The sequence below is a fragment of the Cellulomonas xylanilytica genome, from assembly GCF_007989805.1.
In the GTDB taxonomy this organism is placed as follows: Bacteria; Actinomycetota; Actinomycetes; order Actinomycetales; family Cellulomonadaceae; genus Cellulomonas; species Cellulomonas xylanilytica.
Genome location: NZ_BJUB01000009.1, coordinates 76,365 through 100,952 on the forward strand (window position 1 = coordinate 76,365; position 24,588 = coordinate 100,952).

Consider the following 24,588-nt stretch of genomic DNA (forward strand, 5'->3'; position numbering starts at 1 on the left):
ACCAGCTCGCGGAGTACCTCGCCCGGGCCAGAGCCGCGAACTGACAGGTTGACGACCCGTCTGAGAGCCGGCTAGGCGCTGCATCAACTAACATTAAACTAACGCGTGCCAGGAGAATCTGCTCGAACCTGTATACATGCACGTCAGTTGAGTACGCACTAACGGTTTTAAAAACCGTTGGAGCGGGACAACCCCGTTCTCGTGGGTTCGAATCCCACGCCCTCCGCCCCCCGCCGGTGCGCGCCTGGCAGGCAGCCCGGCCGGGCCGCACCTAGGCTCACGGCGTGCCCCGACGCCATGTCCAGCTGCACGCCCGCCCGCCGCAGGAGGCGCAGGGTGAGGCGGTCGACGTGCTCGTGCGGCGCGGCCTCGACGACCTGCGCGTCGAGCTCGGCGTGCCCGCGGAGTTCCCGCCGCACGTGGTCGACGAGGCGGAGGCGGCGGCGGCCGGCGCGCCCGGGGGTGAGCGGGCGGACGCGACCGACATCGCGTTCGTGACCATCGACCCGGAGGGCTCGAAGGACCTGGACCAGGCGGTCCACATCGAGCGTCACGGCGACGGGTTCCGCGTGCGCTACGCGATCGCCGACGTCGCGGCGTGGGTGTCCCCGGGCGGCGCGATCGACGACGAGGCGCGCGAGCGGGTCGAGACCCTGTACGCGCCGGACGGCCGGACGCCGCTGCACCCGCCGCTGCTGTCCGAGGGGGTCGCCAGCCTGCTGCCGGACCAGGTGACGCCCGCGCTGCTGTGGACGATCGACCTCGATCCCCAGGGTGCCCCGGTGGAGGTCGACGTGCGTCGCGCCTCGGTACGCAGCCGCGCGCAGCTCACCTACACGGGTGCCCAGGCGGCGCTCGACGACGGGTCCGCCGACGAGACGCTGCAGCTGCTCCGCGAGGTCGGCATCCTGCGCGAGGCCGCCGAGCGTGCGCGCGGAGGCATCACCCTGCCGACGCCGGAGCAGGTGGTCGAGCAGGGTGCGGACGGCGTGTGGACGCTGGGCAGCCGCGCGACCCTGCCGGTCGAGGAGTGGAACGCGCAGATCTCCCTGCTGACGGGCATGTGCGCCGCCCGGCTCATGCTCGACGGCCGCATCGGCATCGTGCGCACCCTGCCGGACGCCGACCCCCGCGACGTCGAGCGGCTCCGGCTGTCCGCGCACGCGCTGGGCGTGCCGTGGCCGGAGGGCGCAACCCCCGGCGACGTCATCCGCGACCTCGACGCGGGGAACCCGGCGCACGCGGCCCTGCTCACCGACGCGACGTCCCTGCTGCGCGGGGCGGCGTACGTGGCGTTCGACGGCGAGCTGCCGTCGTTCACCATGCACGCTGCGATCGCCGCGCCCTACGCGCACACCACCGCGCCGCTGCGCCGTCTGGTGGACCGGTTCGTCGGGGAGACGTGCCTGGCGCTGTGCGCGGGCCGCCCGGTGCCGGACTGGGTCCGCGACGCACTGCCGGAGCTGCCGGGGCTCATGGCCGCAGGTGACAAGCACGCCGCGGAGTTCGAGCGCGGCTGCCTGGACCTGGTCGAGGCGGCGCTGCTCACGGGGCGCGAGGGGGAGGTCTTCGACGCCGCGATCGTCGACGTCCGCCCCGACCGCGACACCGGCGTGGTCCAGCTGCGCGACCCCGCGGTCCGTGGCCGGATCGAGGGTGCGTCCCTGCCGCTGGGCGAGGACGTGCGGGTGCGGCTGACGGAGGTGTCGGTCCCGCAGCGCAAGGTGCTGTTCGAGCTGGCTGCTCAGGCCGACTCGGCCTCGGCCTCCGGCTCGGCGAACCTCGACCGCAGGTAGCCCGCGTACCCGGCGGGCGCCCGGCCGACGAGGCGCCCGGACGTGACGACGTCGCAGGCATCGGTCGCGACGACGCGGGCGCCCGAAGCGACGAGCGCGGCCACCAGGTCGACGTCCTCGTGCGCGGGCTGGTCGGGGAAGCCGCCGGCCCGCACGTACGCGTCGGCGCGGACCCCGAGGTTGGCGCCGTGCACGTGCCCGTTCGGGCGGCCGGGCACGCGGGTCGCCCGCCAGGCGGCGAGCTGCGTCGGGGTGAGGTCGGCGGGGTCGGGACGGACCGTGCCGACCACCACGTCGGCGCCCGCGTCGGCCAGCCGCACCTGCTCCAGGATCCATCCTGCAGGCACCGCGGAGTCGGCGTCGGTCCCGGCCAGCCACGTCGCGCCGAGGTCGGTGGTCGAGCGCGCCAGCGCGTCGCGCACCCCCGCGGCGCGGGCGGCACCGACCCGGCCCTCGTCCAGGTCGACGAGCCGGACGTCCAGGTGACCGAGCGCGACGGCCCGGGTGCCGTCGGTGCACCGGTCGAGCACCAGGACCAGGTCCACGGTGAGGTCCGGCAGCACCGCGCGCGCCGCCTGCCGGGCCGCCTGCAGGGCGCCGAGGCACCGGCCGACCAGGACCTCCTCGTCGCGGGCGGGGACGACGACCACCACGTGCTCGACCCGCGGCACGGCCCTCACGCGAGGCCCGTCCGCTGCGCCACCGACCGCGCGTCGTCCCCGTAGACCTCGAGGAGGAGGTCCTTCTCGCGGTGCTCGGCCAGCAGCGTGAGGTCGGTGGTCCGGCGCAGCACGCGGTGCACGTCGTCGCCGGACAGCGGGTACGCCTCGACGGGGTGGCGCCAGTGGCAGGCCAGGAGGGTCCCACCCGGTGCGAGGCGCGCGCGCAGGTCGCCCAGCACGCGGCTCAGCGTGGCGCGGTCGAGGTAGTAGCCGACCTCGGACAGGACGACGAGGTCGAAGGAGCCCACCGGCACGGCGTCGGCCACGTCGGCCACCTCGACGCGCACCTGCGGCAGCGCGGAGACGCGCGTGCGGGCGCGCTCGACCGCGGCGACGGAGACGTCGACGGCGAGCAGGCGGTCCGCCCGCTGTGCCAGCTCGGCGGTCAGCACCCCGATCCCGCAGCCGATCTCGAGGACGTGCCCGTAGCGCGGGTCCGGCAGTGCCGCGAGCGTCAGCGCCCGCTTGCGCTCCTCGTACCAGCGGTCGGTGTACCCCCAGGGGTCGTCGTGCCGGCCGTAGGTGGCGTCGAAGAACTCGCCCCTCAGGGTCGGCCGGGCGGGGTCCTGCGCGACGACGACCTCGACGTCGCGGTCGAACGACCGCAGGAACGCCGGGTGCAGCGTCGCGGCGTCGTGCGGGTCCGGCGACAGCGGCGCCACCTGGGTCGCGTGCGCGGCGACGGCCCGGTGCTTGCGGACCACCGACCGGTCCGACAGCTCGACGACGCGCAGCCGGTCCCACGGCACGCGGTCGTCGTCCGGGGTGCCCCAGTGCCACAGCCACACGGGGTACTCCAGCAGCGTGCAGCCGAGCTCGTCGGCCAGGGTCGCGCAGACCTCGCCGACGACCCGGTGGTCCCGGTGCCCGTCGCCGCGCCACGTCGTCACGAGCTGGTCGACGGGCGGCCCGTCGGTCAGCAGCGCCCGCAGGTCGTCCTCGACCGCGTCGCGGACCTCGCGCAGCCCTCCGTCGGTGTGCCCCAGCATCGTGATCGGCGAGTCCGGGGACAGCAGGTGCACGGCGTCGACCACCTCGGTCCACCGCCGTCCCGCCATCGCGTCCGCGTCGAGCGTCGGGGAGCCCGGGTGCGAGGCGCTCCCGTCCGAGACGATCACGACCTCGGCCGGGCAGCCGGCGTCGGCCAGCTCGGCCAGGATGCCGCCGGCGCCCAGCGTCTCGTCGTCCGGGTGCGCGGCGACGACGACCGTCCGACCGGTCCGGCGCAGGGCGAGCGCCGGCAGGTCCCGGAACCGGGGGTCGTCGGACCAGACGGAGGCAGGGGTACCGGGCGCTCGCCCGTCGAACGTCACCACGGCGTCGCCGCCGACGCGAGCGCCTGCCCCAGCGACACGTCGTCGCGCTCGGCGTGCTGCTGGCGCACGTAGACCTGCAGGTCGGCGACCCGCTTGGCGTGCTCGGGCTCGAGGGCCAGGGGAGCGGGACCTAGGGCGTGCGCGGCGCGCGCGAGCACGTCCTCGCAGACGCCGGCGACCGTCGCCCGCACGCGCTTGGCCAGGAGGCGGCCCTGTGCGGCGTCGAGCTCGTGGGAGTCGACGAGGGACGCGGCCTCGGCGAGCGCGCGCCGGGCGTCCTGGAGCCGGTGGTCGACGGCGCCGAGGTGCATCGCCAGCAGCGGGTCGTCCCGCTGGGCCGCCTGCGCGTGCACCCGCCGGCCGAGCCCGACGGCACCGCCGAACCAGCAGGCGGCCACCCCGATGCCACCCCACCAGAAGCCGGGCCGCTCGAGGTACCAGCCGGGCGGGCCGACGGGCGTCGCGACGACGTCGTCGAAGGTCACCGCCGTGCTGGGGATCTCGGTCAGCCCGCGCGACGCCCACCCCTGCTCGACCGGCCGGACGCCCGGGTCGTGCAGGTCGACCGCGAACAGGGCGCGCCCGCCCCCCGGCACGTGCGCCGTGACCAGGGCCGCGTCCAGCACGCCCGCCAGCGAGCACCACGGCTTGGTGCCGGTCAGCCGCCAGCCGCCGTCGTCGCCGACCGCCTCCAGCCGCACCCCCGGACCCTCGGCGGCGAACACGCCCCACGTGCGGCCGTCGCGGTTCGGCGTGCCCGCCTGCGCGAGGATCGCCCGCGCGTCGAGGTGCGGCTCGACCGCGCGCGCGACGGCGAGATCGCTCGCTCCGATGGTGGCCAGCAGCTCCCACAGCTCACGGGTCCTGCCCTCACCCGGGAGCAGGTGGTCGGGCCAGGCGGTGCTCAGCGCGTCGTCGACCGTCCGGGGCGCGTCGACGGGAGGAGCGCCCGCTCCGGACGGCAGCAGGCGCACGCCATCGTCGACCATCGTCGCCTTTCCGGGGGTCGGACCTCGGACCGCTGCTGGATCCGTCGTCCCGAATCATCACCGGGACCCGCCGCGCGCGCGACCTGGGACGACACCGGTGCGCAGACCGATCTCGGCGTGGCAAGGTCGGAGCGTGCACCCGAGCGCCGGACGGATCCGATGAGCGAGCTCGACGAGATCGTCGACGACCTCTACTCCGGGCCGCCCGCCGAGTTCGTCGCGCGGCGCTCCGCAGCGGTCAAGGCGGCCCGCGCCGACAAGGACCGCGAGCTGGCCGACGCCATCGGCGAGCTGCGCAAGCCGACCGTGTCCGCCTGGCTGGTCAACCTCCTGGTACGCGACGACACCGACCTGGCCGGCCAGATCATCGCGCTCGGTGAGGGTCTGCGCGACGCCGAGAAGTCCCTCGACGGACCTGCGCTGCGCGAGCTGTCGAAGCAGCGCCGCCAGCTGGTCCGCTCGCTGGTCGCCCGCGCCCGCAAGCTCGCGCAGCCGAGCGGGCAGAAGATCGGCGACGCCGTCGTGCAGGAGCTCGACGCCACGCTGACCGCCGCGCTCGCGGACCCGGCTGTCGCCCGCGAGGTCGTGTCCGGCCGGCTGACCGCCGCGCGCGAGTACGCGGGCTTCGGCAGCGCCGAGCTGCCCGAGAGCCCGACTCCGGCACCCCGGGCGGAGCCGAAGCCGAAGCCCGTCAAGCCGACGCCCGCGCGTGGGAAGCTCCGGTTGGTCGGCGACTCGGAGCGGGCGGAACCGACCGGTGAGTCCGCCGCCGAGCGCGACCGGCGGCGGCGCCGCGAGGAGCGCGAGCAGCGGGCGCGCGACGAGGCCCAGGCCGCCTGGGAGCAGGCCGAGCGCGCGGCTGCGGACGCGAGGCGACGGCACGACGCAGCGGTCGCCGCACGGGACGAGAGTGCGGCCGAGGTCACCCGCACCGAGGAGGCCGCCACCCGCGCTCACGAGGCGGAGGACGACCTGGTGCGCGAGCTCGCGGAGGTGCGCCGCCGGCTCGCCGCCGCGGGCAAGGCCGCCACCGTCGCGGACAAGGAGGTCGGCACCGCGCAGCAGACCCTGCGTGCCGACGAGCGCGAGCTGGCGACCGCGGAGCGCGAGCTGAGCCGCGCGGAACGGGCGCGCGAGGCCGCCGAAGCCGCCCGGGAGGCGACGGCTCCGTCGGACGACTGATCGTGTCGGTGGTCTCGGAGAGGATGGGCGGATGGCAGGCAGGGACGACGCCCCGCGGGTGCACGCGGAGACGGCCGAGGAGTGGCGCGACTGGCTGCTGGCCCACCACGCGACCGAGAACGGCGCGTGGCTGGTGTCGTGGAAGTCGACGACCGGCCGACCGTCCGTGGGCTACGTCCGGTCCGTCGAGGAGGCGCTGTGCGTCGGCTGGATCGACTCGTCGGGCCGCAAGCTCGACGACGAGCGGTCGATGCTGTGGTTCACCCGTCGCAAGCCGGGCAGCGGCTGGGCGGGGACGAACAAGGAGCGAGTCGTCCGGCTCGAGGCCGAGGGGCGCATGACGCCGGCCGGCCGCGCGATGATCGACGCGGCCAAGGCCGACGGCTCCTGGACGCTGCTCGACGACGTCGAGAACCTCGTCATCCCCGACGACCTGGCGGCGGCGTTCGAGCGGCACCCCGGGTCGTGGGAGAACTTCGACGCGTTCCCGCCGTCGGCCCGGCGCGCGATCCTCGACTGGATCGTGCACGCCAAGCGTGATGCCACGCGCGCCGCCCGGCTGGAGGAGTCGGCGCGGCTGGCTGCGCAGAACGTCCGGGCCAACCAGTGGGTGCCCAAGGCGTAGCAGCAGGTCAGAGGACGCTTTGGTGGTGGGCCACCCGCACGGGTACCCTGTGCTGGTCCTGGAGACGTCGCATAGCCCGGTCTAGTGCGCGACCCTGCTAAGGTCGTGAAGGCGTAAGCCTTCCGTGGGTTCAAATCCCACCGTCTCCGCACTTCACAGCAGCCCGAACCCGTCAGGGTTCGGGCTGTTGCTGCACCCGGCCCCGGCGGGCCAGCACGACGTCTCCGACGATCACCGCCAGCAGCACCCCGTTCGTCACCCAGTTCAGCGCGAGCGGTGTGAGTGCGTCACGCAGCAGGAACACCGCCAGCACCACGACGACGCCGACGAGGTGCGCCACCGACCACCGGCCGCCGGTCGCCCGCCGGAAGAACGCGTTGCCCAGCAGGTACACCGCGGCGGCTCCGCAGACGAGCGCCGCGGTCCACGTGCTGGTGTGCCCGAGGGGGTGCAGGAGGACCAGCTCGTCGGCCACCGCGGTGAGCACGATGCCCGCGATGAGCAGGAACGGGACGTAGGTGTAGGCGGTCTGCGCGACCATCCCCGGGTTGGTCTGCGACGAGAAGTAGGCGGTGGCGGACTGCTCGGACCGGTCGAAGAACAGCAGCCACATCAGCACCGTGCTGGCGAAGGCCGCGAGGAACGCCAGCAGCGTCGTGGCGTCCAGCTCGAGCTCCGCGAACGCCGTGCCCGTCACGATGATCGACTCGCCCAGGCTGATGATGAGGAACAGCGACACCCGCTCGGCCATGTGCGAGCCGCGCACGGACCAGGTGTGCGGGTTGGTCGGCCCCATCCCCGGGACCCAGAACAGCGCGCGGGGGCCGACGACGTCGATCAGCGCCGCCACGACCCACAGGACCAGACGCGTCCGCTCGTCGTGCGTCATGGCCCCGGCGATCCAGAACGCCCCCGAGACGCCGAGCCACACCGTGATCCGCACGAAGTTCTCGGCGTTCTCCGGCCAGTGCCGGCCCATCGCCCACACCGTGAAGAGCGTCCGCCCCACCTGGATGAGCACGAACGGCACCGCGAACAGCAGCGCCTTGCCCTCGAACGCCTCCGGGATCGCGCTCGACATCAGCAGGCCCAGCAGCATGAGGACCAGCAGCATCGTGCGGACCGGCACCTTCTCCGGGTCCAGCCAGTTGGTCACCCACGTGGTGTCGATCCACAGCCACCACACCGCCCAGCCCAGGATCAGCGTGTGCAGGAGCGTGGTCAGGTCGGGGTGCGCGATGAGGCTGTGCGACAGCTGCGTGACCGCGAACACGAACACCAGGTCGAAGAACAGCTCGATGTAACCGACCCGGCTGCCGTCGTGCCCGTCCCCGTGCCGCAGCACGTCCGCCCGCATGCCCCACCGACCGCCACCCGTGCCGATGCGCTGCGTGGTCGACGACATGGCCGCGATCCTGCCACGAGCGTGTGGCGTCTCACGTGCATCCGGTTTGGGCGACCGGCCTCCTGGCCTGTATCGTCGTCTCCGGCCCTGCGGGGCCATGCGCCCGTAGCTCAATGGATAGAGCATCTGACTACGGATCAGAAGGTTGGGGGTTCGAGTCCCTTCGGGCGCACCGAGCACGGCTGTGAAGGTGAGGCGCACTGCGGAAGCCGCGGTGCGCCTTTCTCTTCGCCTGGAGAACGCCCGGTCGCTCAGCCCTTCTCAGGCTGGTCGCGACGGAGGAGCATCGGTCCCACGGGTCTGGTGGCCGCCCGGTCGCGACCCGTGGAGGCGTGCCGTGCGACGACGTCGGCTGATCTTCCGCTCGGTGGTGCTGGTCCTCGCGGTCGTGTGCGCGGTCCTGCTCGTCACCCCCTTCTCGCTCGGCGGCGGCGTCGTCGCCATCGGGCTCGGCGTCCTGGCCGTGGTCGAGCTGAGCGGTCTGGTGGGGGTGCTCCGCGACCGCGCTCCTGACCATCCGCCACGCGGCGCGTGGTGGTGGTGCGAGCTTCCCGTCGACCACCGCTTCGTCCGGCTCGCCTCCGACGACGCCACCTGGCGCTGCCGCCGGTGCGGGGACGTGCAGCACACACCGCCCGGGACGATCTCGGACGCTGCCGCGAAGGGGGAGGGCGGCTTCAACATCCACTTCAACGGCTGAGGCCTCGCGTCGGCGCAGGTCCGCCCGTTATGTTCCAGAAACGTCCTCGGCGACAACGGGGGGCGCCCGGCACGGTGGGACGACGAGCGCGCGGCCCGGCCGCCCTCGGAAACGGGGGGCACATGACCGGCGTCGTGACGGAGACCGAGGAGGCGTCGAGCGCGGAGGACCGGCGACCGCCCACGGGACAACCTGCGCGGCTGGACGACCGGTGGCCTGACCGGTTCGCCGCGGTCATGTTCGTCGCGAGCGCGCTGGTCCTGGTCACGGCGGCGATCCCGCCGCTGCGGCAGTACTTCATGCGGTCCGACGACGTCGTCTCGACGCTGACCATCCCGATCATCCCCAACATCGTCTACGCGGCGCTGCTGGCCTGCGTCGCGGTCGCGCTGCACCGGCGGCTGCGTGCGGCGTGGTGGGTGCTGGTGATCTGGTGGCTGCTCCTGCCGCAGGTGGGGCGGATCAGTGAGCTGGCCGACGGCGGGTCGCTGCTGAACGTGGCGGGGCTGGTCCTGGTCACGGCGGGGCTCGTGGTCGCGTTCCGGGCGCGGCCGCAGTTCAGCGCGCGGACAGTCCGCGGCAGCTTCTGGCGGGCTCTGGCGTTCTTCCTCGCCGGCGGGGCGGTCATGCTGTTCGTCGGGGCGTGGCTGGTGACCCGGTTCGGGAACGCGCCCGACAGCGGGTCGGCGGCGTTCTTCGTGTGGGACGCCATGATCGGCGACCTGGGCGGGATCGACACGTCGAGTGACGCGACGGCCCCGTGGTGGGTGCGCGGCATCCTCAACCTGCTGGGCGCCGCGACCGTCGTGGGCGCCACCGTCCTGCTGTTCCGGTCGCCGTCGTACACGCGGACGCTCGACGCGGCCGACGAGGCGCGCATCCGCACGTTGCTGCGGCAGTTCGGGTCCGAGGACTCGCTGGGCTACTTCGCGACCCGTCGGGACAAGGCGGTGGTGTGGGAGTCGGGGGACGCGGCGACCGCGCGGGCCGGGGTGTCCTACCGGGTGGTCGGCTCGGTCAGCCTGGCCAGCGGCAACCCGGTGGGGGACCCGCTGCACTGGCCGGCGGCGATCGAGCAGTGGCGTCGGCAGGCGCGGGCGAACGGCTGGTCGCTGGCGGTCATGGGTGCGGGCACGGCGGGCGCGGTGGCCTACACGGACGCGGGGCTGACGGCGTGGGAGATCGGCGACGAGGCGATCCTGGACATGCGGTCGTTCTCGCTGACCGGTCCGGGCATGAAGGCGGTGCGGCAGTCGGTGACCCGGCTGCAGCGCAAGGGCTACACCACGCGCGTGACCAAGCACCAGGCGCTCGACGCGGCGCAGTTCGCTGCGCTCGACGCGGCGGCGGCGCAGTGGCGCGGCGACGGTGGCGACGAGCGCGGGTTCTCGATGGCCCTCGGTCGGCTGGGTGACCGGCTGGACGGCGAGTGCGTGCTGGTGGAGGCGTTCGACGGCGACGGGCACCTGCGCGGGTTCCTCAGCTTCGTGCCGTGGGGCCGCACGGGGGTGTCGCTGGACCTGATGCGTCGTGACCCGACGGCCGACAACGGCCTGGTCGAGCTCATGGTCTCCTCGCTCGCGGAGCGTGCGGCGCAGTTCGGCGCGGGTCGGGTGTCGCTGAACTTCGCGATGTTCCGGGAGGCGTTCGAGCGCGGTGCCGAGGTCGGTGCGGGCCCGATCGCGCGGCTGTGGCGGCAGTCGCTGGTGCTGGCCAGCCGGAACTGGCAGCTGGAGTCCCTGTACCGCTCGAACGCCAAGTACCAGCCGGAGTGGCAGCCGCGGTTCATCTGCTTCGAGTACACCTCGGACCTGCCTCGCGTCGGGACGGCCGCGGGCAACGCCGAGGGGTTCCTCACGCGACCGTCGCTGAAGCTGCTGAACCGTCGCGGGCACGCCGAGGACGCCCTGGACCGCGCGGGCGAGGACTACGCGGCGCAGGTCGTGGCGCAGATCCCCGTCGCGGCGGACGCGGTGGAGGAGGCGATGTCGGCGCACAAGCTGCCGGAGCAGCAGCGCGTCCGTCGCGCCAAGGCGGACCGGCTGCGGGCCCGGGGCATCGACCCGTACCCGGTCACGTACCCGCGCACCCACACGCTCGCGGCCGTCCGCGACGAGGCGGGCGACCTTCCGCCGGACACGGCCACCGGGCGGCAGGTCAGCGTGACGGGCCGGCTCATCCGCAAGCGTGACGGCGGAAGGCTCGGCTTCGGCACGCTGCGCGACGGCAGCGGCGACCTGCAGGTGATGGTGGGCGCGGACGTCGTGAGCGCCGACGACCTCGAGCTGTGGCGCCACGACGTCGACCTGGGCGACCACATAGGTGTCACCGGCGAGGTCGTCACCACGCGCCGCGGGGAGCTGTCCGTGCGTGCGGAGTCGCTGGCGATCACCAGCAAGTCCCTGCGACCGCTGCCCGACAAGCACAAGGGCCTGACCGACCCCGAGGCCCGCATCCGCGCCCGGTACGTCGACCTGATCGTCCGGCCGGCCGCCCGGGACATCGCCTACACGCGGGCCACCGTCGTGCGCAGCATCCGCGACTCCCTGCACGCGCGCGGGTTCACCGAGGTGGAGACCCCGGTGCTGCAGACCATCCACGGCGGCGCCAACGCCCGGCCGTTCGAGACGCACATCAACGCCTACGACCTGGACCTCTACCTGCGGATCGCCACGGAGCTGCACCTCAAGCGGCTCGTCGTGGGCGGCATGGAGAAGGTCTTCGAGGTGGGGCGGCAGTTCCGCAACGAGGGCGTCGACTTCAAGCACAACCCGGAGTTCACGTCGCTCGAGGTCTACGAGACCTACGGCGACTACGACACGATGCGCGTGCTCACCCAGGAGATGATCCAGGAGGCCGCCGTGGCCGTGCACGGGGCACCGGTCGCGCGCCGGGCCGACGCCGACGGCAGGATCACCGAGTACGACCTGTCCGGGACCTGGCCCGTCAAGACGATCTGCCAGGCCGTCTCGGAGAAGCTCGGCGACCAGGTCACCGCGGACACGCCGCTGGCCACGCTGCACCGGCACGCCGACGCGATCGGGCTCGACCTGGACCCGGACGCCACCTGGGGCGTGGTCCTCGAGGAGATCTACGGCGAGCTATGCGAGAGCACGACGACGACGCCCGTCTTCTACACCGACTTCCCCAAGGAGAACTCGCCGCTGACCCGCGAGCACCGGGTGGACCCGCGGCTGGCCGAGAAGTGGGACCTGGTGATCTTCGCGGCCGAGCAGGGCACCGCCTACTCCGAGCTGGTGGACCCGCTCGAGCAGCGCCGCCGCCTCGTCGCCCAGTCGCTGCTGGCCGCGGCCGGCGACCCGGAGGCCATGCAGGTCGACGAGGACTTCCTCACCGCCCTGGAGTACGCCATGCCGCCGACCGGTGGCATGGGCCTGGGCGTGGACCGGCTCGTCATGAACCTGACCGGGCTGAGCATCCGCGACACGATCCTGTTCCCCCTGACCCGCCCCACCCGCTGAGCGTCAGGCGGCGGCCCGCTTCTTCTCGACGCGGTTGCGCAGGAGGATCAGGGGCAGCACGAGCGTCCCGATCATGGTGACGATCCAGACCGTGAACGAGCCGAGCACCCACGCGGTCGCGCCGTCGATGGTCAGGCCGTCCCCGATCAGCGTCGCGACGAACAGGGCGGCCACCGTCGAGACGAGGCCGACCGCGCCGGTGAGCGCGTTGGCGTACTTGCGGGACATCACCAGGAACCACGGCGTGAGGATGCTCTGCAGCACCGCGAACACCACGACGACGACCAGGAAGCCCGAGGCCGTCACGGTGAACCCGTCGACGAGCAACGACGCGATCCACAGCCCGAGCGCCGCGGAGGCCAGGAAGATGAACGCGCGGATGAGGAAGACGACCATCGGATCGGTGCTCCTTCTCGTGGCGGGCGGGAGCGGGTGCCGGGCCCTGCGCCTCACCCTAGAGATCCGGCGCGCGGGACCGCCAGGGTCTGACCAGGACGTTCGTGATGCGTGATCGCCCCGTCATGACCAGTTCACACCGGGCGGCTAACGTGGCGCGGGTGACGGAGAACTCGACACCCACCCCCATCGCCACCCCCGAGCACACCGTGGACGGTTTCGTCCGCGAGTTCCTGCGGGAGCTGAACTTCGGGCAGGGCACCGATCTGACCCGCGCCTCGGTGAACGACAAGTACCTCGCCATGGCGCGCACGGTCCGCCACTACCTCATGGTCCGGTGGCTGGCCACGCTGCGCCGGCAGTACCAGATCCAGGCGAAGTCGGTCGCGTACCTGTCGGCGGAGTTCCTCCTGGGCCGGCAGCTGGACAACGCCCTGCTCGCCGCGGACCTGGACGAGGTCGTCGAGGAGGGGCTGGCGTCCCTCGGCATCGACCTGGCCGAGCTGCGCGAGGCCGAGGTCGAGCCCGGCCTCGGCAACGGTGGCCTCGGGCGCCTCGCGGCGTGCTTCATCGACTCGCTCGCGACGATGAACGTGCCCTGCATCGGCTACGGCATCCGCTACGAGTACGGGATCTTCCGGCAGACGTTCGTCGACGGCTGGCAGGTGGAGAAGCCCGACAACTGGCTGGCCCTCGGTTCCCCGTGGGAGTTCCCGCACCCCGAGTCCGCCGTGACCGTCGACTTCGGCGGGCACACCGAGCACTACGACGACGACGGCGTCACGCGGTCGCGCTGGGTGCCGGGCTGGAGCGTCCTCGGTGTCCCGTACAACTACATGGTCCCGGGCTTCGAGAACGGGCGCGTCAACACCCTGCGCCTGTGGAGCGCCCGTGCGACGCGCGCGTTCGACCTGGAGATCTTCAACGCCGGCGACTACGCGCAGGCCGTCCGCGCGCAGACGTTCGCCGAGAACATCTCCAAGGTCCTCTACCCGGAGGACTCCACGCCGCAGGGCAAGGAGCTGCGGCTCCAGCAGCAGTACTTCTTCGTCGCGTGCTCGCTGCGCGACTTCCTGGACCAGGTGCTGCCGCAGGACTTCGACCTGAAGAACCTGCCCGACCGCATCGTCTTCCAGCTCAACGACACCCACCCCGTCATCGCGATCCCCGAGCTCATGCGGATCCTCGTCGACGAGCGCGGCTGGGAATGGGACGACGCCTGGGCCATCACGCAGAAGTGCTTCGCGTACACCTGCCACACGCTGCTGCCCGAGGCCCTCGAGGTCTGGTCGGTGGAGCTCCTGGGCAAGCTGCTGCCTCGCCACCTCGAGATCATCTACAAGATCAACGAGGACTTCATGGCCGAGCTGCGCGAGGCCTACCCGGACGACGAGCTGCGCGTGCGCCGCATGTCGATCATCGCCGAGTACCCCGAGCGCGCCGTCCGCATGGCCTACCTGGCCACGGTCGCGGGCGCCAAGGTCAACGGCGTGGCCGCGCTGCACTCGCAGCTGCTCAAGGACAAGGTCCTGCACGACTTCTCCGACCACTACCCGGACAAGTTCACCAACGTCACCAACGGGGTCACCCCGCGCCGCTTCCTGCGGCTGGCCAACCCGGAGCTGTCGGAGCTGATCACCTCGGCGATCGGCGACGGCTGGGTCACCGACCTGGACAAGCTCCAGGAGCTCGAGCCGCTGGCCGACGACGCCGACTTCCGGCAGGCGTTCCGGGACGTCAAGCGCGCGAACAAGCTCCGGCTGGTCGACGTGCTGGCGGAGCGGGACGGCATCACGTTCGACCCGGAGACGATGCTCGACGTCATGGTCAAGCGCCTGCACGAGTACAAGCGCCAGACGTTGAAGCTCCTGCACGTCGTCACGCTCTACGACCAGGTGAGGTCCGGGGCCGTGAAGATCGAGGACATCACGCCGCGCACCTTCGCGTTCGGCGCCAAGGCGGCTCCCGGCTACCGGATGGCCAAGCAGACGATCGGGCTGATCAACGCCGTCGGGCGGACCATCAACAGCGATCCCGCGCTGCAGGGCCGGCTCACCGTGGCGTTCCCCGCCAACTACAACGTCACGCTGGCCGAGAAGCTCATCCCCGCGGCGGACCTGTCCGAGCAGATCTCCCTGGCCGGCAAGGAGGCGTCCGGCACGGGCAACATGAAGTTCGCGCTCAACGGCGCCCTGACCATCGGCACCGACGACGGCGCGAACGTCGAGATCAGGGAGCTCGTCGGCGACGACAACTTCTTCCTGTTCGGTCTGCTGGAGCCCGAGGTCGCCGAGATCGTGGAGCGCGGGTACCACCCGACGTCCTACTACGAGGAGAACCGCTCGCTGCGGCACGCGCTCGACCTGATCGCGTCCGGGCACTTCTCCGGCGGCGACCGGGCGACGTTCGAGCCGATCGTGTCCAACCTGCTGTCCGAGGACCGGTTCCTGGTGCTGGCCGACTACCAGGCCTACATCGACGCGCAGGAGCGGGTCGACGAGGCCTACGCGGACACCGAGGCGTGGACGCGTTCCGCGGTGCTCAACGTGGCCCGCTCGGGCTTCTTCTCCTCCGACCGCAGCATGCGCGACTACATCGACCGCATCTGGCACACCCACCCAGTGCCGCCGGAGCGCTGACCTGGAGCGCAGCGGAGGGTGGGGCGCGCAGCGCTCCGCCCGTAGCGGAGCGGAAGGTCAGCGCGACCACAGGAACAGGCGCTGACCTTCCGTACCCGCGACAGGTGGGGGCGCGCCAGCGCACCCGCCCGTAGCGGAGCGGAAGGTCAGCGCGACCACAAGCACAGGCGCGGTGGTGAGGCACCAGGAGAGGGTGCCTCACGACCGCGTCGTGACGCTCACTCCTCGGACGTTGCTGCGTGGTGGCGGGGCCTACCCTTGTCGCGTGACACCCGCGAAGAAGTCCCAGGAGATGAAGGCGTCCACGGCCGCCGCCAAGCTCGACGTGTACCTGCCGGCGACTCCGGAGGACTTCCAGAACCGGATGATCACGCGTGACGAGCTGACGGAGCTGCAGCGCACGCCTCCGCAGTGGCTGGTGGACCTGCGTCGCGACGGGCCGCACCCGCGCAGCGTCATCGCCGGCCGGCTGCGCATCTCGATCAGCGGCCTGGCCCGCGGCGGGATCACGGACCCGCTGACCACCGAGGAGATCGAGGCGCTGCAGGCGGAGCCGCCGACCTGGCTGGTGCGCGAGCGCGAGATCGCGGCGCAGGTGCGCCTCGAGGAGCGGCTGCAGGAGTCCCGCGAGGCGGACCGCAAGGCCGAGGCCGACCGCAAGGCGGCCGCGAAGAAGGACTGACGGGCGTCGACCACCCCGCCGGGACGCGTCACAGACCGCCGCGGGGCGGTTCGAAGTCGGGGACCAGCACCGGTGTCTCGCGGTTGAGGGACTCGCCGCGGAAGAACGGGCGCAGCGAGAGCCGGGCGGCGCACGCGACCATGAGCGGCACGCCGAGCGCGAGCATCCCGACGCCGATGACGAACACCCCGCCGACGCCGCCGAAGCTGGTGTACCCGTACTCGGGGTCGAGCATGTCCCGGGCAGAGATGCCGAACGCCCACACCATCCCCGCGCCGCCGAGCACCGGGAACAGGCCGCGCAGGAAGAAGTTGCGGGTGCTGCGGAAGATCGACCGCCAGAAGTACGCGACGCACGCGAACGCGGTCACGGCGTAGTAGAACGCCACGGCGAGGCCCAGCGACGCGATCGAGTCGAACAGTGCGTCCTCGCTGAGCAGCTTGAGCACGATGTAGAACACGCCCGCGGTGACGCCCATGACGATGGTGGAGAACGAGGGCGTCTTGAACACCGGGTGCACGCGCGCGAACTGCCCGGGCACCGCCTTGTAGACGGCCATCGCCAGGGTGCCGCGGGCGGTCGGCAGGATCGTGGTCTGGGTCGATGCGGTGGCGGACACCGCGATGACGAGCAGGAGGACGAACGCCATCACGGGGCCGAGCATCGGTCCGCCCAGCACGGTGACGACGTCGTCGATGTTGGCTTCGTTGTTCAGGCCGATCCCCGTGGTACCGAACCCCGCGTACGCCTGCACCGCCACGGCGACCAGGCAGTAGGTGACCAGCAGGATGACGGTGGCCAGCACCGCGGCGCGCCCCGGGGTGCGTGCGAGGTCCTTGGTCTCCTCGTTGACCGCCAGGCACGCGTCCCAGCCCCAGTAGATGAACAGGCAGAGGATGACGGCGGCCGCGATGGCCGACGAGGTCAGTCCCACCGGGCTGAACCACGACCACTCCGGCAGGACGGCCTGCGGCCCGGCGGTCCCCGCGTAGACCTTCCAGAGCGCCAGGATGCTCAGCCCGCCGAGCACGATGAACTGGAACACGACGAGCACGTTCTGCAGCCGCTCGCTGACGATGATCCCGCGGTAGCTGACCCAGGTCATCGCCGCGATGAAGCCGACCCCGAGGAGCAGGACCGCGATGCGGCTCTCGGCGACCTGGTCGAGGCCGAACGCGCGCAGGAAGTAGACGGCCGCGACCTCCGCGACGTTGGCCAGCACGATGATCCCGGAGACGGCGACGCCCCAGCCGCCCATCCAGCCGACCCAGGGCCCGAGCGCCTTGGAGCCCCACGTGAACGTGGTCCCGCAGTCCGGCATGACGGAGTTGAGCTCGCGGTACGCAATGGCCGTCAGCAGCATCGGGACGAACGCGATGAGGAACATGGCCGGCGACTTCTCACCGACCGCGAGGACGACGTAGCCGAGCGTGGCCGCCAGCGAGTAGGCCGGGGCCGTCGACGCGAGGCCGATGACGGTGTTGCCCCAGAGCCCGAGGCTCCCGGAGCTCAGCCCTTTGGTGGGCGCAGGGGACTCGTCGGTCACGGCACTGCTCATCGGACCTCCCGGCTCGCGTCGTCGCGGTGCCCCCGGAACCGGACAGTACTCCCGCGCCGCCGCCGCGTCCCCGACACGACGCCGAACCCGACATGGCGACCGCGACGAGGCCCATGACGTCACCCATGTCGGGTTCGACCGGGCTCGCGCGTCGGTCGGGCCCTGCGGCATCTAAGGCTTGGTCGCGGTTTGGCGGGGACCGTGGGCAGCGGGCCGGCGGTGGTGGTGGGGTCAGCGACCCGGGCGGGGCTTGCGGGGGTGGGGCTTCTTCGACGACGAGCGGGTCGACGACGACCGTGCGGAGCCGCCCTTGCCGCCCTTGCCGGACGCGCTCGCGCCCTTACCCTTGCCGGACGCGCCGGATCCCTTGCCCGACGTGCTCCCGGACGTGCCCGACGCCGACGAGCCCGACCCGCGAGCGGTTCGTCCGGTGGTCGTCGGCTCCGGGGCGGGTGGGGCGCCGCGGCCGCGGGAGCTCGTGGCGGTGCGGCCGCGGACGATGCCGATGAACTCCTCGGTGAGGTCGTCGTAGCGCTCGGTGATCCAGGCGAGGCCGACGGCGGACCCGGGGGCGTCGCGCACGACCCGGGCGGTCAGCCCGCGGCGCTGGTGCAGGCGGCCGAGCGACTGCGGCAGCACCAGCACGCCGATGCCGGCGGCGACGAGGTCGACGGCGTCGGCGGTGGTGGGCACCGGGTCGCCCGCGAACGGGGTGCCCGGGGGGTCCGCCCAGTGCAGCTGGTCGTCGAGGGGCACGACGAGGGTCTCGTCGTCGAGGTCGGCGGCGTCGATCTCCTCCACGACGGTCACGACGTGGTCCTTGGGCACGACGACCACGGCGGCCTCGGTGTACAGGGAGATCGTCGACAGGTCGTCGCCGACGGCCGGCAGCCGCACGAGCGCGACCTCCGCGGCACCGGAGCGCAGGAGCGCGACGGCCTCGTCGGGGGACGTGTGCACGAGCTCCACCGGCACGTCGGGCAGCCGCTGCTGCCACACGCGCAGCCAGCGGTCGGGGTTGACGCCGGGCACGAGCGCGAGCCGGAACACGGCGGGCGCGGTCACGGGGTGCTCCGCGTCCGGCGGGAGACCGTCGGAGCCACCGAACGCCGGGCGTGGCGCATCGTCGTCATCGGAACCGCCGGAAGACCAGGTCACGGACCTCGTGGCCCAGGTCGAGGCCGCGCTGCTCGAACTTGGTGACGGGCCGGTGCGCGGGCCGGGGGAGGAACCCGTCGGCGGTGTTCTCCAGGAACGGGTCCGCCGTGAGCGCCTCGAGCATGGCGTCGGCGTAGTCCACCCAGTCCGTGGCGCAGTGCAGGGTGCCGCCGACGCGCAGCCGCGACCGCAGCAGCGCCACGTGGGACGGCTGCACGAGCCGGCGCTTGTGGTGGCGGGCCTTGGGCCACGGGTCGGGGAAGAACACGTGCACGGCGTCGAGGCCCGGCCCACCTCCGGGGTCCATCGCGCCGACGACCGCGTCGCGGCCCTGTGCGGTCGTCGTGGCGACCGGTCGCGGCGGGACGGCGGGGATCGCGGTGCGGAGCAGCTCGAGTGCGTCACCGTGGGCGACGCGGACGTTGGTGAGGCCGCCGCGGTCCAGCAGCCCGAGCAGGTTGGCCACGCCCGGCAGGTGGGCCTCCACGGCCAGGTAGTCGCGCTCCGGGTCGGCGGCGGCCATCGCGGCGGTGGTCTCACCCATGCCGGAGCCGATCTCGAGGACCAGCGGCGCGGAGCGTCCGAACAGCGCGACGGTGTCCAGCGAGCCCTCCGCGGTCCTCGGCACGGGGGAGCCGGCGTCGTGCACCGAGAAGCCGAGCCGCGGCCAGAGGGACCGCAGGGCGTCCTCGCGCTCGCGGCCCAGGGGTGCGCGCCGCGGGTGGAACGTGCGGAGCGGCTCGTGCGGGCGCGCGGCCACGTGGCGGAACGCGTCGGACGGGAGGCTCACGATCCGCCAGCCTAGGCGTCTGCAGGAGGCGTCGGCGCCGGGAGCGGTCAGGCCGGCCCGATGAGGGCGAAGACCTCGCCGAACGGTCCGGCGACGATCGCCATGCGCCCGAAGGTGCTGTCGGTGGGCGGGCTGACGACCGTGCCGCCCAGCTCGGTGACGCGGGCGGCCGAGGCGTCGGTGTCCGTCACGGCGAAGTAGATCGTCCAGGCCGGCTGCGCGTCGGTGCCCACCTGCGCGCCGTACCGGCCGATGCCTGCCGCGGGGTGGCCGTCCAGGGACAGGGACGAGTACGTGAAGCCGGGGGCGCTCAGGTCCTCGACGTCGTACCTGAACACCTGCCGGTAGAAGGCGACGGCCGCAGGCTGGTCGTGCACCATGGCCTCGCACCAGACCATCGAGCCGGGCTCGTCGGTGACGTCCCAGCCGGTGTGCGACGCGGCCTGCCAGACGCCGAAGACGGCTCCGGCGGTGTCCGCGAAGAGGGCCATGCTGCCGAAGTCCAGGATCGGCATCGGCGGCACGACCTCCTTGCCGCCGGCCTCGGCGACGGCCACGGCGGTGGCCGCGAGGTCGTCGGTGGCGAGGTAGACGCACCAGGCGGGCGGCGGTGCCGGCTCGTCGCTCATCGGTTCCCCGAGGCCCACGACCCGGCGGCCGTCGACGAAGGCCTGCGTGTAGAAGCCGAGCTCGGGGCCACCCACCTCGAAGTCCCACCCGAGCAGCGGTCCGTAGAAGGCGCGGGCGACCGTCAGGTCGGGCACGGTGATGTCGGCCCAGGCCGGGGTGCCGGGGGGCCAGGCCTCGTGTCGCGTCGTCATGGGCTCCACCCAACACCCGGACCAGGGCGGATGCACCTGAAGTGCGCCAGAATAGGAGACATCACCCGGCCCGTGTGCTACTCACGTGACATGGCGGACGGACCGGACGGCGGCGCGGAGTCCGCGGTCGACATCACGGGACGGTCGTCCTCGGGTGAGTCGGGCTCGGAGAGCGCCCTGACCGTCGTCGTCGCGTTCGCCGCCAACCTGCTCATCGCCGTCGCCAAGTCCGCGGCCGCCGTCATCACGGGCTCCGCGTCGATGCTCGCGGAGGCCGCGCACTCGTGGGCGGACGCCGGCAACGAGATCTTCCTGATCATCGCCCAGCGCCGCGCCGCCAAGCCGGCGGACAAGGAGCACCCGTTCGGCTTCGGCCGCGAGGTCTACGTGTGGTCGCTCTTCGCGGCGATCGGCCTGTTCGCGGTGGGCGCCGGGGTGTCGATCACGCACGGGATCTCGGAGCTGACGGACCCGGAGCCGGCCGGCGACTTCATCGTCGCGTACGTCGTGCTGGGGGTGTCGTTCGTGCTGGAGGGGATCTCGTTCCTGCAGGCGTCGCGGCAGGCCAAGCGCGCCGCCGCGACGCAGGAGCGGGACCTGCTGGACCACATCCTGGAGACGAGCGACCCGACCGTGCGGGCGGTGTTCTTCGAGGATGCGGCTGCCCTGGTCGGGATCCTCATCGCGGCCCTCGGGATCGGCTTGCACGAGGTGACCGGCTCGCCGGTCCCGGACGCGATCGGGTCGATCCTGGTGGGCGTGCTGCTCGCGGTCGTCGCGGTCGTGCTCATCGACCGCAACCGCCGGTTCCTCGTCGGCCAGGTGGCGGACCCGCGGATCAACGACGCGGCCGTCCGCGCGCTGCTCGCGCTGCCGGAGATCGAGCGCGTGACCGAGCTGCGCCTGGAGTTCGTGGGCGCCCGGCAGGTCTACCTGACCGGTGCCGTGGACCTCGCCGGCAACCTGCGCGAGGACGACGCCTCGCACGTGCTGGCCGCCCTCGAGCGTCGGCTGGCACGGACGCCGGCCGTCGTCGGCGCGACCCTCTCGCTGTCCGAGCCGCAGGACCCCGCCCTGGAGCCCGCCCCGTGACGGGCGACGACCGGGGTCACGACCGTACCGACGCCAGGTCCGCCGACGAAGGAGCACCCCGGATGACGCAGGACACCGCGCCGGTCGTGGCGGAGGAGGAGCCGTTCCGGGTTCCGGTGATGAACCTGCTGCGGCTCGCGGTGCCGGCGATCGTCGTCGGCATCGTGAGCGCCCTGACCCTGCTCGGGCTGAGCCGGCTGGCCGGCCTGCTGGAGCACTGGGTCTGGGACGACCTGAGCGCCGCGGTGGGGCTGTCGTCGGACTCCGCTCTCTGGATCATCGGCGTGCTCACGGCGACCGGTCTGCTCATCGGGCTGGTCGTCCGGTACGCGCCCGGTCATGCGGGTCCGGACCCGGCGACCCTCGAGCTCGTCGCGGACCCGCTGCCGCTGCGCGTGCTGCCCGGGCTGGCGCTGGCGCTCGTCCTGATGCTCGCCGGCGGGGTGAGCCTGGGCCCGGAGAACCCGATCATCGGCATCAACGTGGGTCTCGCGGTGGGGCTCGGGATGCGGCTCCTGCCGAAGGTCAAGGCGCCGATCTGGCTGATGATGGCCGTCGCGGGGACGATCGGCGCGATGTTCGGGACGCCCGTCGCGGCGGCCCTGCTGTTCTCGGAGCTGGACCCCGGCGATCGCCGCGTGCCGCTGTGGGACCGGCTGTTCCCGCCGCTGGTTGCGGCCACCGCGGGGTCGCTGACGATGATGCAGCTGGAGAGCCTCGACCTGGCCGTCGACGTGCCCGCCTACACCTACGGCGGGCTGGACGACCTCGGCCTGGCGATCGCGATCGCGGTCGGCTCGGCACTGCTCGGCCTGGTCGCGGTCTACCTGTTCGTGCCGATGCACCGGCTCTTCCGCCGGATCGGCCACCCGGTGCTCATGCTCACCGCCGGCGGTCTGCTGCTGGGTCTGCTGGGTGCGCTCGGCGGCGAGGTCACGCTGTTCAAGGGCCTCACCCAGATGCAGGAGCTTCCCGGTCTCGCCGCGACCACCACGGCGCTGGGGTTCCTGGCGATGGCCGGCATCAAGCTGCTGGCGATGCTCGTCGCCGCCACCTCGGGGTTCCGTGGCGGCCGCATCTTCCCGGCGCTCTTCGTCGGCGTCGCGCTCGGGTTCGCCCTCCACCAGGCCTGGGACGCGGTGCCCCTCGCGCTCGCGGTCTCGGCCGCGGTGGTCGGGATCGTCGTGGCAGCCACGCGCAACGGCTGGCTCAGCATCTTCATGGCGATCGCCGTGGTGCCGCAGGTGACGCTGCTGATCCCCGTGGTGCTGGCGACGCTGGCGGCGTGGCTGATCGTGACCAACCGACCGGCACTCGTGGCACCCGCCGACCCGGTGCCCGCGCCGGAGTCACCTCGCGTCACGCCGTGACGATGCGCGGTGCCGTGGCATCGTCGTTGCGGCGTCCGCGGACCAGCCGTCCCAGCGCGCCCTCGTCCTCGGCGCACGCCCGTCCGACCACGGTGGCCAGGACCAGCGCGAAGCTGAACGCGAAGAGCCAGCCGATGTAGGCGAACACCAGGCCGAGCACCCCGTACTGCCGGGCGCCCGCCTCCAGGACGATCGGCAGGTAGACGATCCCGACCACGCTCAGCGCGCACATGAGCACCGCGGTGACGGCCCCGGTGAACGCGAGCGCGCGCAGCGGGATCTCGGCGCGCAGGAGCGCCCACGGGACGTACGTCCACACGACCGTCCAGACCACCAGGCGCAGGACGAAGTCCCACACCTGCGGCAGCGGCACCCCCTCGGTGGCCTGCCGCATCAGCTCGAGCAGCCCGACCGCCACGATGACCGCGAGCACGGTGGCCAGCCACCGCCACGCCGAGCGCAGCCCGGGCCGCGGGACGTGCCACACCTTCGCGTACATCCGCTCCAGGGCCCGCGAGTACGCCGTGGCGCTCAGCAGCGCCACCAGCAGCCCGAGCACGCCGACGCTGCTGCCCACCGTGACGTCCGTCGTCACGCTGCCCGCGACGGTCTCGCGGGTGGCCTCGGACAGCCCCATGGAGTCGGCCATGAACGAGCCGAAGCCCGGCTCAGCGGGCCGCAGCGCCGCCATCACGATCATCACCGGCACGATCGAGACGAACGCCTGCGCGGCGAGCGTCATCGCGCGGTCGAAGGGCTCGATGGCGACGAAGCCGTCGACCGTGCGCTGCACCAGCCGGCCCAGCGGGGTGCGGCGGTAGCGCGCCGCGACCCGCAGGGCGCGCAGCCGGGCGCGCTCGACGGTGGTGGTCACGACAGCCGGGCGTCCAGGAACGCGAGGATCTCCGCGACGTAGGTGTCGCGGGCCGGTGCGGGGGACAGCGCCAGGTCGTGGGCGCCGCCGGGGATCTCGACGAACGTGACGTCCGGGCCGAGGTTCGGGGCGAGCCGCTTGATGTCGGCGACGTCGAGCACCGAGTCGGTGGTCAGCAGGCCGTCGTGCCAGGCGTCGTCGGGCCCGGAGGCGTCGGACGCCAGCACCAGGACCGGCACGTCGATGGCCAGCCCCTTCGCGACCCGCGCGTGGCCGCGGCGGATGCTGCGCGCGAAGCCCGCCCGGGCCGGGAACCCGTCGAGCGGCTTCCAGGCGAGGTCGTACCCCCACTCGCCGCCCGTGCCCTCGTGCAGGGCGCGCCCGTAGTGCGGCCCGACCTTGCCGACGACGACGCGGGGAGCGACCCTGCCGATGCCGTCGATCATCGCGGTCAGGATCGTGCGCTCGAACCAGTTCCCCCGCAGGTCGAGCCAGGGGGCGTTGAGCACCAGCGCGTCGACGAGGTGCTCGCCCCGCCGTGCGTCGGCCCAGAGCGACGTCACGAGCCCGCCCATCGAGTGGCCGAGCAGGACGACCTCGTCGTGCTCGGCACGGATCACGCGGATCGCGGCATCGAGCTCCTCCGCGAACCTGCCCAGGTCGGTGACGTAGTTGGGCGGCCGGCCGTCGCGGATGGACCGGCCGTAGTCGCGCAGGTCGAGGGCGTAGACGTCGTACCCGTGCGCGCCGAGGGCGTCGGCGAACTGCGTGTGGAAGAAGTAGTCGACGAAGCCGTGCACGTAGAGGAGGGCGCGTCGGCTGTCCGTCCCCTCCCGATGGACCAGAGTGGCAACCGGGTCCGGTGTGCCGCCGTCGGGTCGCAGGGGCAGGGTGCGGGCGGTCCATCCGGGTCCGAGCACGTCGACGTCGTCGGTCATGGCGTGATCGTCGCACGGTGACGTCGTCCGGGTGGTCGGGAGAGTTGAGCGGA

20 protein-coding genes and 2 tRNA genes are annotated in these 24,588 nt (G+C 72.8%); 11 read left to right on the plus strand and 11 right to left on the minus strand.

What is annotated here, in order from left to right; translation table 11 throughout:
- The first annotated feature begins 284 nt into the window (after positions 1-284).
- Positions 285-1,796, plus strand: coding sequence for an RNB domain-containing ribonuclease (locus CXY01_RS14570; protein ID WP_246125378.1), 1,512 nt, complete (start codon positions 285-287; stop codon positions 1,794-1,796).
- On the opposite strand, the gene CXY01_RS14575 is transcribed toward CXY01_RS14570, so the two are convergent.
- Genes CXY01_RS14575 through CXY01_RS14585 form a run of 3 tightly spaced genes read right to left on the minus strand, consistent with a single transcriptional unit; the run spans position 1,745 to position 4,823 of the window.
- A complete protein-coding gene (locus tag CXY01_RS14575; RefSeq protein WP_146928262.1) occupies positions 1,745-2,476 on the minus strand; it encodes a glycosyltransferase family 2 protein in 732 nt (243 codons plus the stop codon). The genes CXY01_RS14570 and CXY01_RS14575 overlap by 52 nt on opposite strands.
- Positions 2,473-3,831 carry a PIG-L family deacetylase gene (locus CXY01_RS14580; protein ID WP_186813413.1) on the minus strand — a complete coding sequence of 453 codons (1,359 nt, stop codon included), beginning with the start codon at positions 3,829-3,831 and terminating at the stop codon, positions 2,473-2,475. The genes CXY01_RS14575 and CXY01_RS14580 overlap by 4 nt, the downstream gene beginning before the upstream one ends.
- Positions 3,828-4,823: an acyl-CoA dehydrogenase family protein gene (locus CXY01_RS14585; protein WP_146928266.1), complete on the minus strand. Its 996-nt coding sequence runs from the start codon at positions 4,821-4,823 to the stop codon at positions 3,828-3,830. Before CXY01_RS14585 ends, CXY01_RS14580 begins: the two co-directional genes overlap by 4 nt.
- A 159-nt stretch (positions 4,824-4,982) precedes the next feature.
- On the opposite strand from CXY01_RS14585, the gene CXY01_RS14590 reads away from it, so the two are divergent.
- From CXY01_RS14590 to CXY01_RS14600, 3 genes are all read left to right on the plus strand, one after another.
- Positions 4,983-6,005, plus strand: coding sequence for a hypothetical protein (locus tag CXY01_RS14590; RefSeq protein ID WP_146928268.1), 1,023 nt, complete (start codon positions 4,983-4,985; stop codon positions 6,003-6,005).
- Positions 6,006-6,036: 31 nt separating this feature from the next.
- The gene (locus tag CXY01_RS14595) at positions 6,037-6,630 is read left to right on the plus strand and encodes a YdeI/OmpD-associated family protein (protein WP_146928271.1); all 594 of its coding nucleotides are present in this window, start codon (positions 6,037-6,039) and stop codon (positions 6,628-6,630) included.
- 60 nt (positions 6,631-6,690) lie between these two features.
- Positions 6,691-6,779: transfer RNA gene (locus CXY01_RS14600), tRNA-Ser, on the plus strand.
- A gap of 23 nt (positions 6,780-6,802) precedes the next feature.
- Here CXY01_RS14600 and CXY01_RS14605 read toward each other — a convergent pair.
- Positions 6,803-8,035, minus strand: coding sequence for a low temperature requirement protein A (locus tag CXY01_RS14605; protein WP_186813414.1), 1,233 nt, complete (start codon positions 8,033-8,035; stop codon positions 6,803-6,805).
- Positions 8,036-8,134: 99 nt separating this feature from the next.
- On the opposite strand from CXY01_RS14605, the gene CXY01_RS14610 reads away from it, so the two are divergent.
- From CXY01_RS14610 to lysX, 3 genes are all read left to right on the plus strand, one after another.
- Positions 8,135-8,207, plus strand: a tRNA-Arg gene (locus tag CXY01_RS14610).
- Between the two features lie 165 nt (positions 8,208-8,372).
- The gene (locus CXY01_RS14615; RefSeq protein ID WP_146928275.1) at positions 8,373-8,735 is read left to right on the plus strand and encodes a hypothetical protein; all 363 of its coding nucleotides are present in this window, start codon (positions 8,373-8,375) and stop codon (positions 8,733-8,735) included.
- 122 nt (positions 8,736-8,857) lie between these two features.
- Entirely contained in the window at positions 8,858-12,217 is a 3,360-nt protein-coding gene (lysX, locus tag CXY01_RS14620; RefSeq protein WP_146928277.1) for a bifunctional lysylphosphatidylglycerol synthetase/lysine--tRNA ligase LysX, read from the plus strand.
- Between the two features lie 3 nt (positions 12,218-12,220).
- Here lysX and CXY01_RS14625 read toward each other — a convergent pair whose 3' ends face one another.
- Positions 12,221-12,613 (minus strand): phage holin family protein, encoded by a 393-nt coding sequence (locus tag CXY01_RS14625; RefSeq protein ID WP_146928279.1) that lies wholly within the window; start codon positions 12,611-12,613, stop codon positions 12,221-12,223.
- Between the two features lie 125 nt (positions 12,614-12,738).
- Between CXY01_RS14625 and CXY01_RS14630 the strand changes: the two genes are divergently transcribed.
- Together CXY01_RS14630 and CXY01_RS14635 are read left to right on the plus strand one after the other, a co-directional pair.
- Positions 12,739-15,252, plus strand: coding sequence for a glycogen/starch/alpha-glucan phosphorylase (locus tag CXY01_RS14630; protein WP_146928281.1), 2,514 nt, complete (start codon positions 12,739-12,741; stop codon positions 15,250-15,252).
- A 292-nt stretch (positions 15,253-15,544) separates the two neighbouring features.
- The gene (locus tag CXY01_RS14635) at positions 15,545-15,934 is read left to right on the plus strand and encodes a DUF5997 family protein (RefSeq protein WP_186813424.1); all 390 of its coding nucleotides are present in this window, start codon (positions 15,545-15,547) and stop codon (positions 15,932-15,934) included.
- 28 nt (positions 15,935-15,962) lie between these two features.
- Here the strand turns inward: CXY01_RS14635 and CXY01_RS14640 are convergent, their stop codons facing one another.
- The 4 genes from CXY01_RS14640 to CXY01_RS14655 all read right to left on the minus strand — a co-directional run bounded on the left by CXY01_RS14640 (position 15,963) and on the right by CXY01_RS14655 (position 20,261).
- On the minus strand, positions 15,963-17,492 hold the full coding sequence (locus CXY01_RS14640) for an APC family permease (RefSeq protein ID WP_146928285.1): 1,530 nt from the start codon (positions 17,490-17,492) through the stop codon (positions 15,963-15,965).
- Between the two features lie 231 nt (positions 17,493-17,723).
- Positions 17,724-18,557, minus strand: coding sequence for a LysR substrate-binding domain-containing protein (locus CXY01_RS14645; protein ID WP_146928287.1), 834 nt, complete (start codon positions 18,555-18,557; stop codon positions 17,724-17,726).
- Positions 18,558-18,621: 64 nt separating this feature from the next.
- Positions 18,622-19,440, minus strand: coding sequence for a tRNA (guanine(46)-N(7))-methyltransferase TrmB (trmB, locus tag CXY01_RS14650; protein WP_146928289.1), 819 nt, complete (start codon positions 19,438-19,440; stop codon positions 18,622-18,624).
- A 47-nt stretch (positions 19,441-19,487) separates the two neighbouring features.
- On the minus strand, positions 19,488-20,261 hold the full coding sequence (locus CXY01_RS14655; RefSeq protein ID WP_146928292.1) for a VOC family protein: 774 nt from the start codon (positions 20,259-20,261) through the stop codon (positions 19,488-19,490).
- A 90-nt stretch (positions 20,262-20,351) separates the two neighbouring features.
- On the opposite strand from CXY01_RS14655, the gene CXY01_RS14660 reads away from it, so the two are divergent.
- Positions 20,352-21,353, plus strand: a complete 1,002-nt coding sequence (locus CXY01_RS14660; protein ID WP_146928294.1) for a cation diffusion facilitator family transporter — start codon at positions 20,352-20,354, stop codon at positions 21,351-21,353.
- A gap of 62 nt (positions 21,354-21,415) precedes the next feature.
- Positions 21,416-22,723, plus strand: coding sequence for an ion channel protein (locus CXY01_RS14665; protein WP_146928297.1), 1,308 nt, complete (start codon positions 21,416-21,418; stop codon positions 22,721-22,723).
- Here CXY01_RS14665 and CXY01_RS14670 read toward each other — a convergent pair.
- Together CXY01_RS14670 and CXY01_RS14675 are read right to left on the minus strand one after the other, a co-directional pair.
- Positions 22,713-23,597: a YhjD/YihY/BrkB family envelope integrity protein gene (locus tag CXY01_RS14670; protein WP_146928299.1), complete on the minus strand. Its 885-nt coding sequence runs from the start codon at positions 23,595-23,597 to the stop codon at positions 22,713-22,715. The two genes, CXY01_RS14665 and CXY01_RS14670, sit on opposite strands and share 11 nt — an antisense overlap.
- Entirely contained in the window at positions 23,594-24,535 is a 942-nt protein-coding gene (locus tag CXY01_RS14675) for an alpha/beta hydrolase (protein WP_146928301.1), read from the minus strand. Before CXY01_RS14675 ends, CXY01_RS14670 begins: the two co-directional genes overlap by 4 nt.
- Between the last annotated feature and the right edge of the window lie 53 nt (positions 24,536-24,588).

Bases quoted from the DNA above. Each gene is read 5' to 3' on its own strand.
- CXY01_RS14585 (WP_146928266.1), bottom strand. From the start codon at position 4,823: ATGGTCGACGATGGCGTGCGCCTGCTGCCGTCCGGAGCGGGCGCTCCT.
- CXY01_RS14590 (WP_146928268.1), top strand. From the start codon at position 4,983: ATGAGCGAGCTCGACGAGATCGTCGACGACCTCTACTCCGGGCCGCCC.
- CXY01_RS14595 (WP_146928271.1), top strand. From the start codon at position 6,037: ATGGCAGGCAGGGACGACGCCCCGCGGGTGCACGCGGAGACGGCCGAG.
- CXY01_RS14605 (WP_186813414.1), bottom strand. From the start codon at position 8,035: ATGTCGTCGACCACGCAGCGCATCGGCACGGGTGGCGGTCGGTGGGGC.
- lysX (WP_146928277.1), top strand. From the start codon at position 8,858: ATGACCGGCGTCGTGACGGAGACCGAGGAGGCGTCGAGCGCGGAGGAC.
- CXY01_RS14625 (WP_146928279.1), bottom strand. From the start codon at position 12,613: ATGGTCGTCTTCCTCATCCGCGCGTTCATCTTCCTGGCCTCCGCGGCG.
- CXY01_RS14630 (WP_146928281.1), top strand. From the start codon at position 12,739: ATGACCAGTTCACACCGGGCGGCTAACGTGGCGCGGGTGACGGAGAAC.
- CXY01_RS14635 (WP_186813424.1), top strand. From the start codon at position 15,545: ATGAAGGCGTCCACGGCCGCCGCCAAGCTCGACGTGTACCTGCCGGCG.
- CXY01_RS14640 (WP_146928285.1), bottom strand. From the start codon at position 17,492: ATGAGCAGTGCCGTGACCGACGAGTCCCCTGCGCCCACCAAAGGGCTG.
- CXY01_RS14655 (WP_146928292.1), bottom strand. From the start codon at position 20,261: ATGACGACGCGACACGAGGCCTGGCCCCCCGGCACCCCGGCCTGGGCC.
- CXY01_RS14660 (WP_146928294.1), top strand. From the start codon at position 20,352: ATGGCGGACGGACCGGACGGCGGCGCGGAGTCCGCGGTCGACATCACG.
- CXY01_RS14665 (WP_146928297.1), top strand. From the start codon at position 21,416: ATGACGCAGGACACCGCGCCGGTCGTGGCGGAGGAGGAGCCGTTCCGG.
- CXY01_RS14675 (WP_146928301.1), bottom strand. From the start codon at position 24,535: ATGACCGACGACGTCGACGTGCTCGGACCCGGATGGACCGCCCGCACC.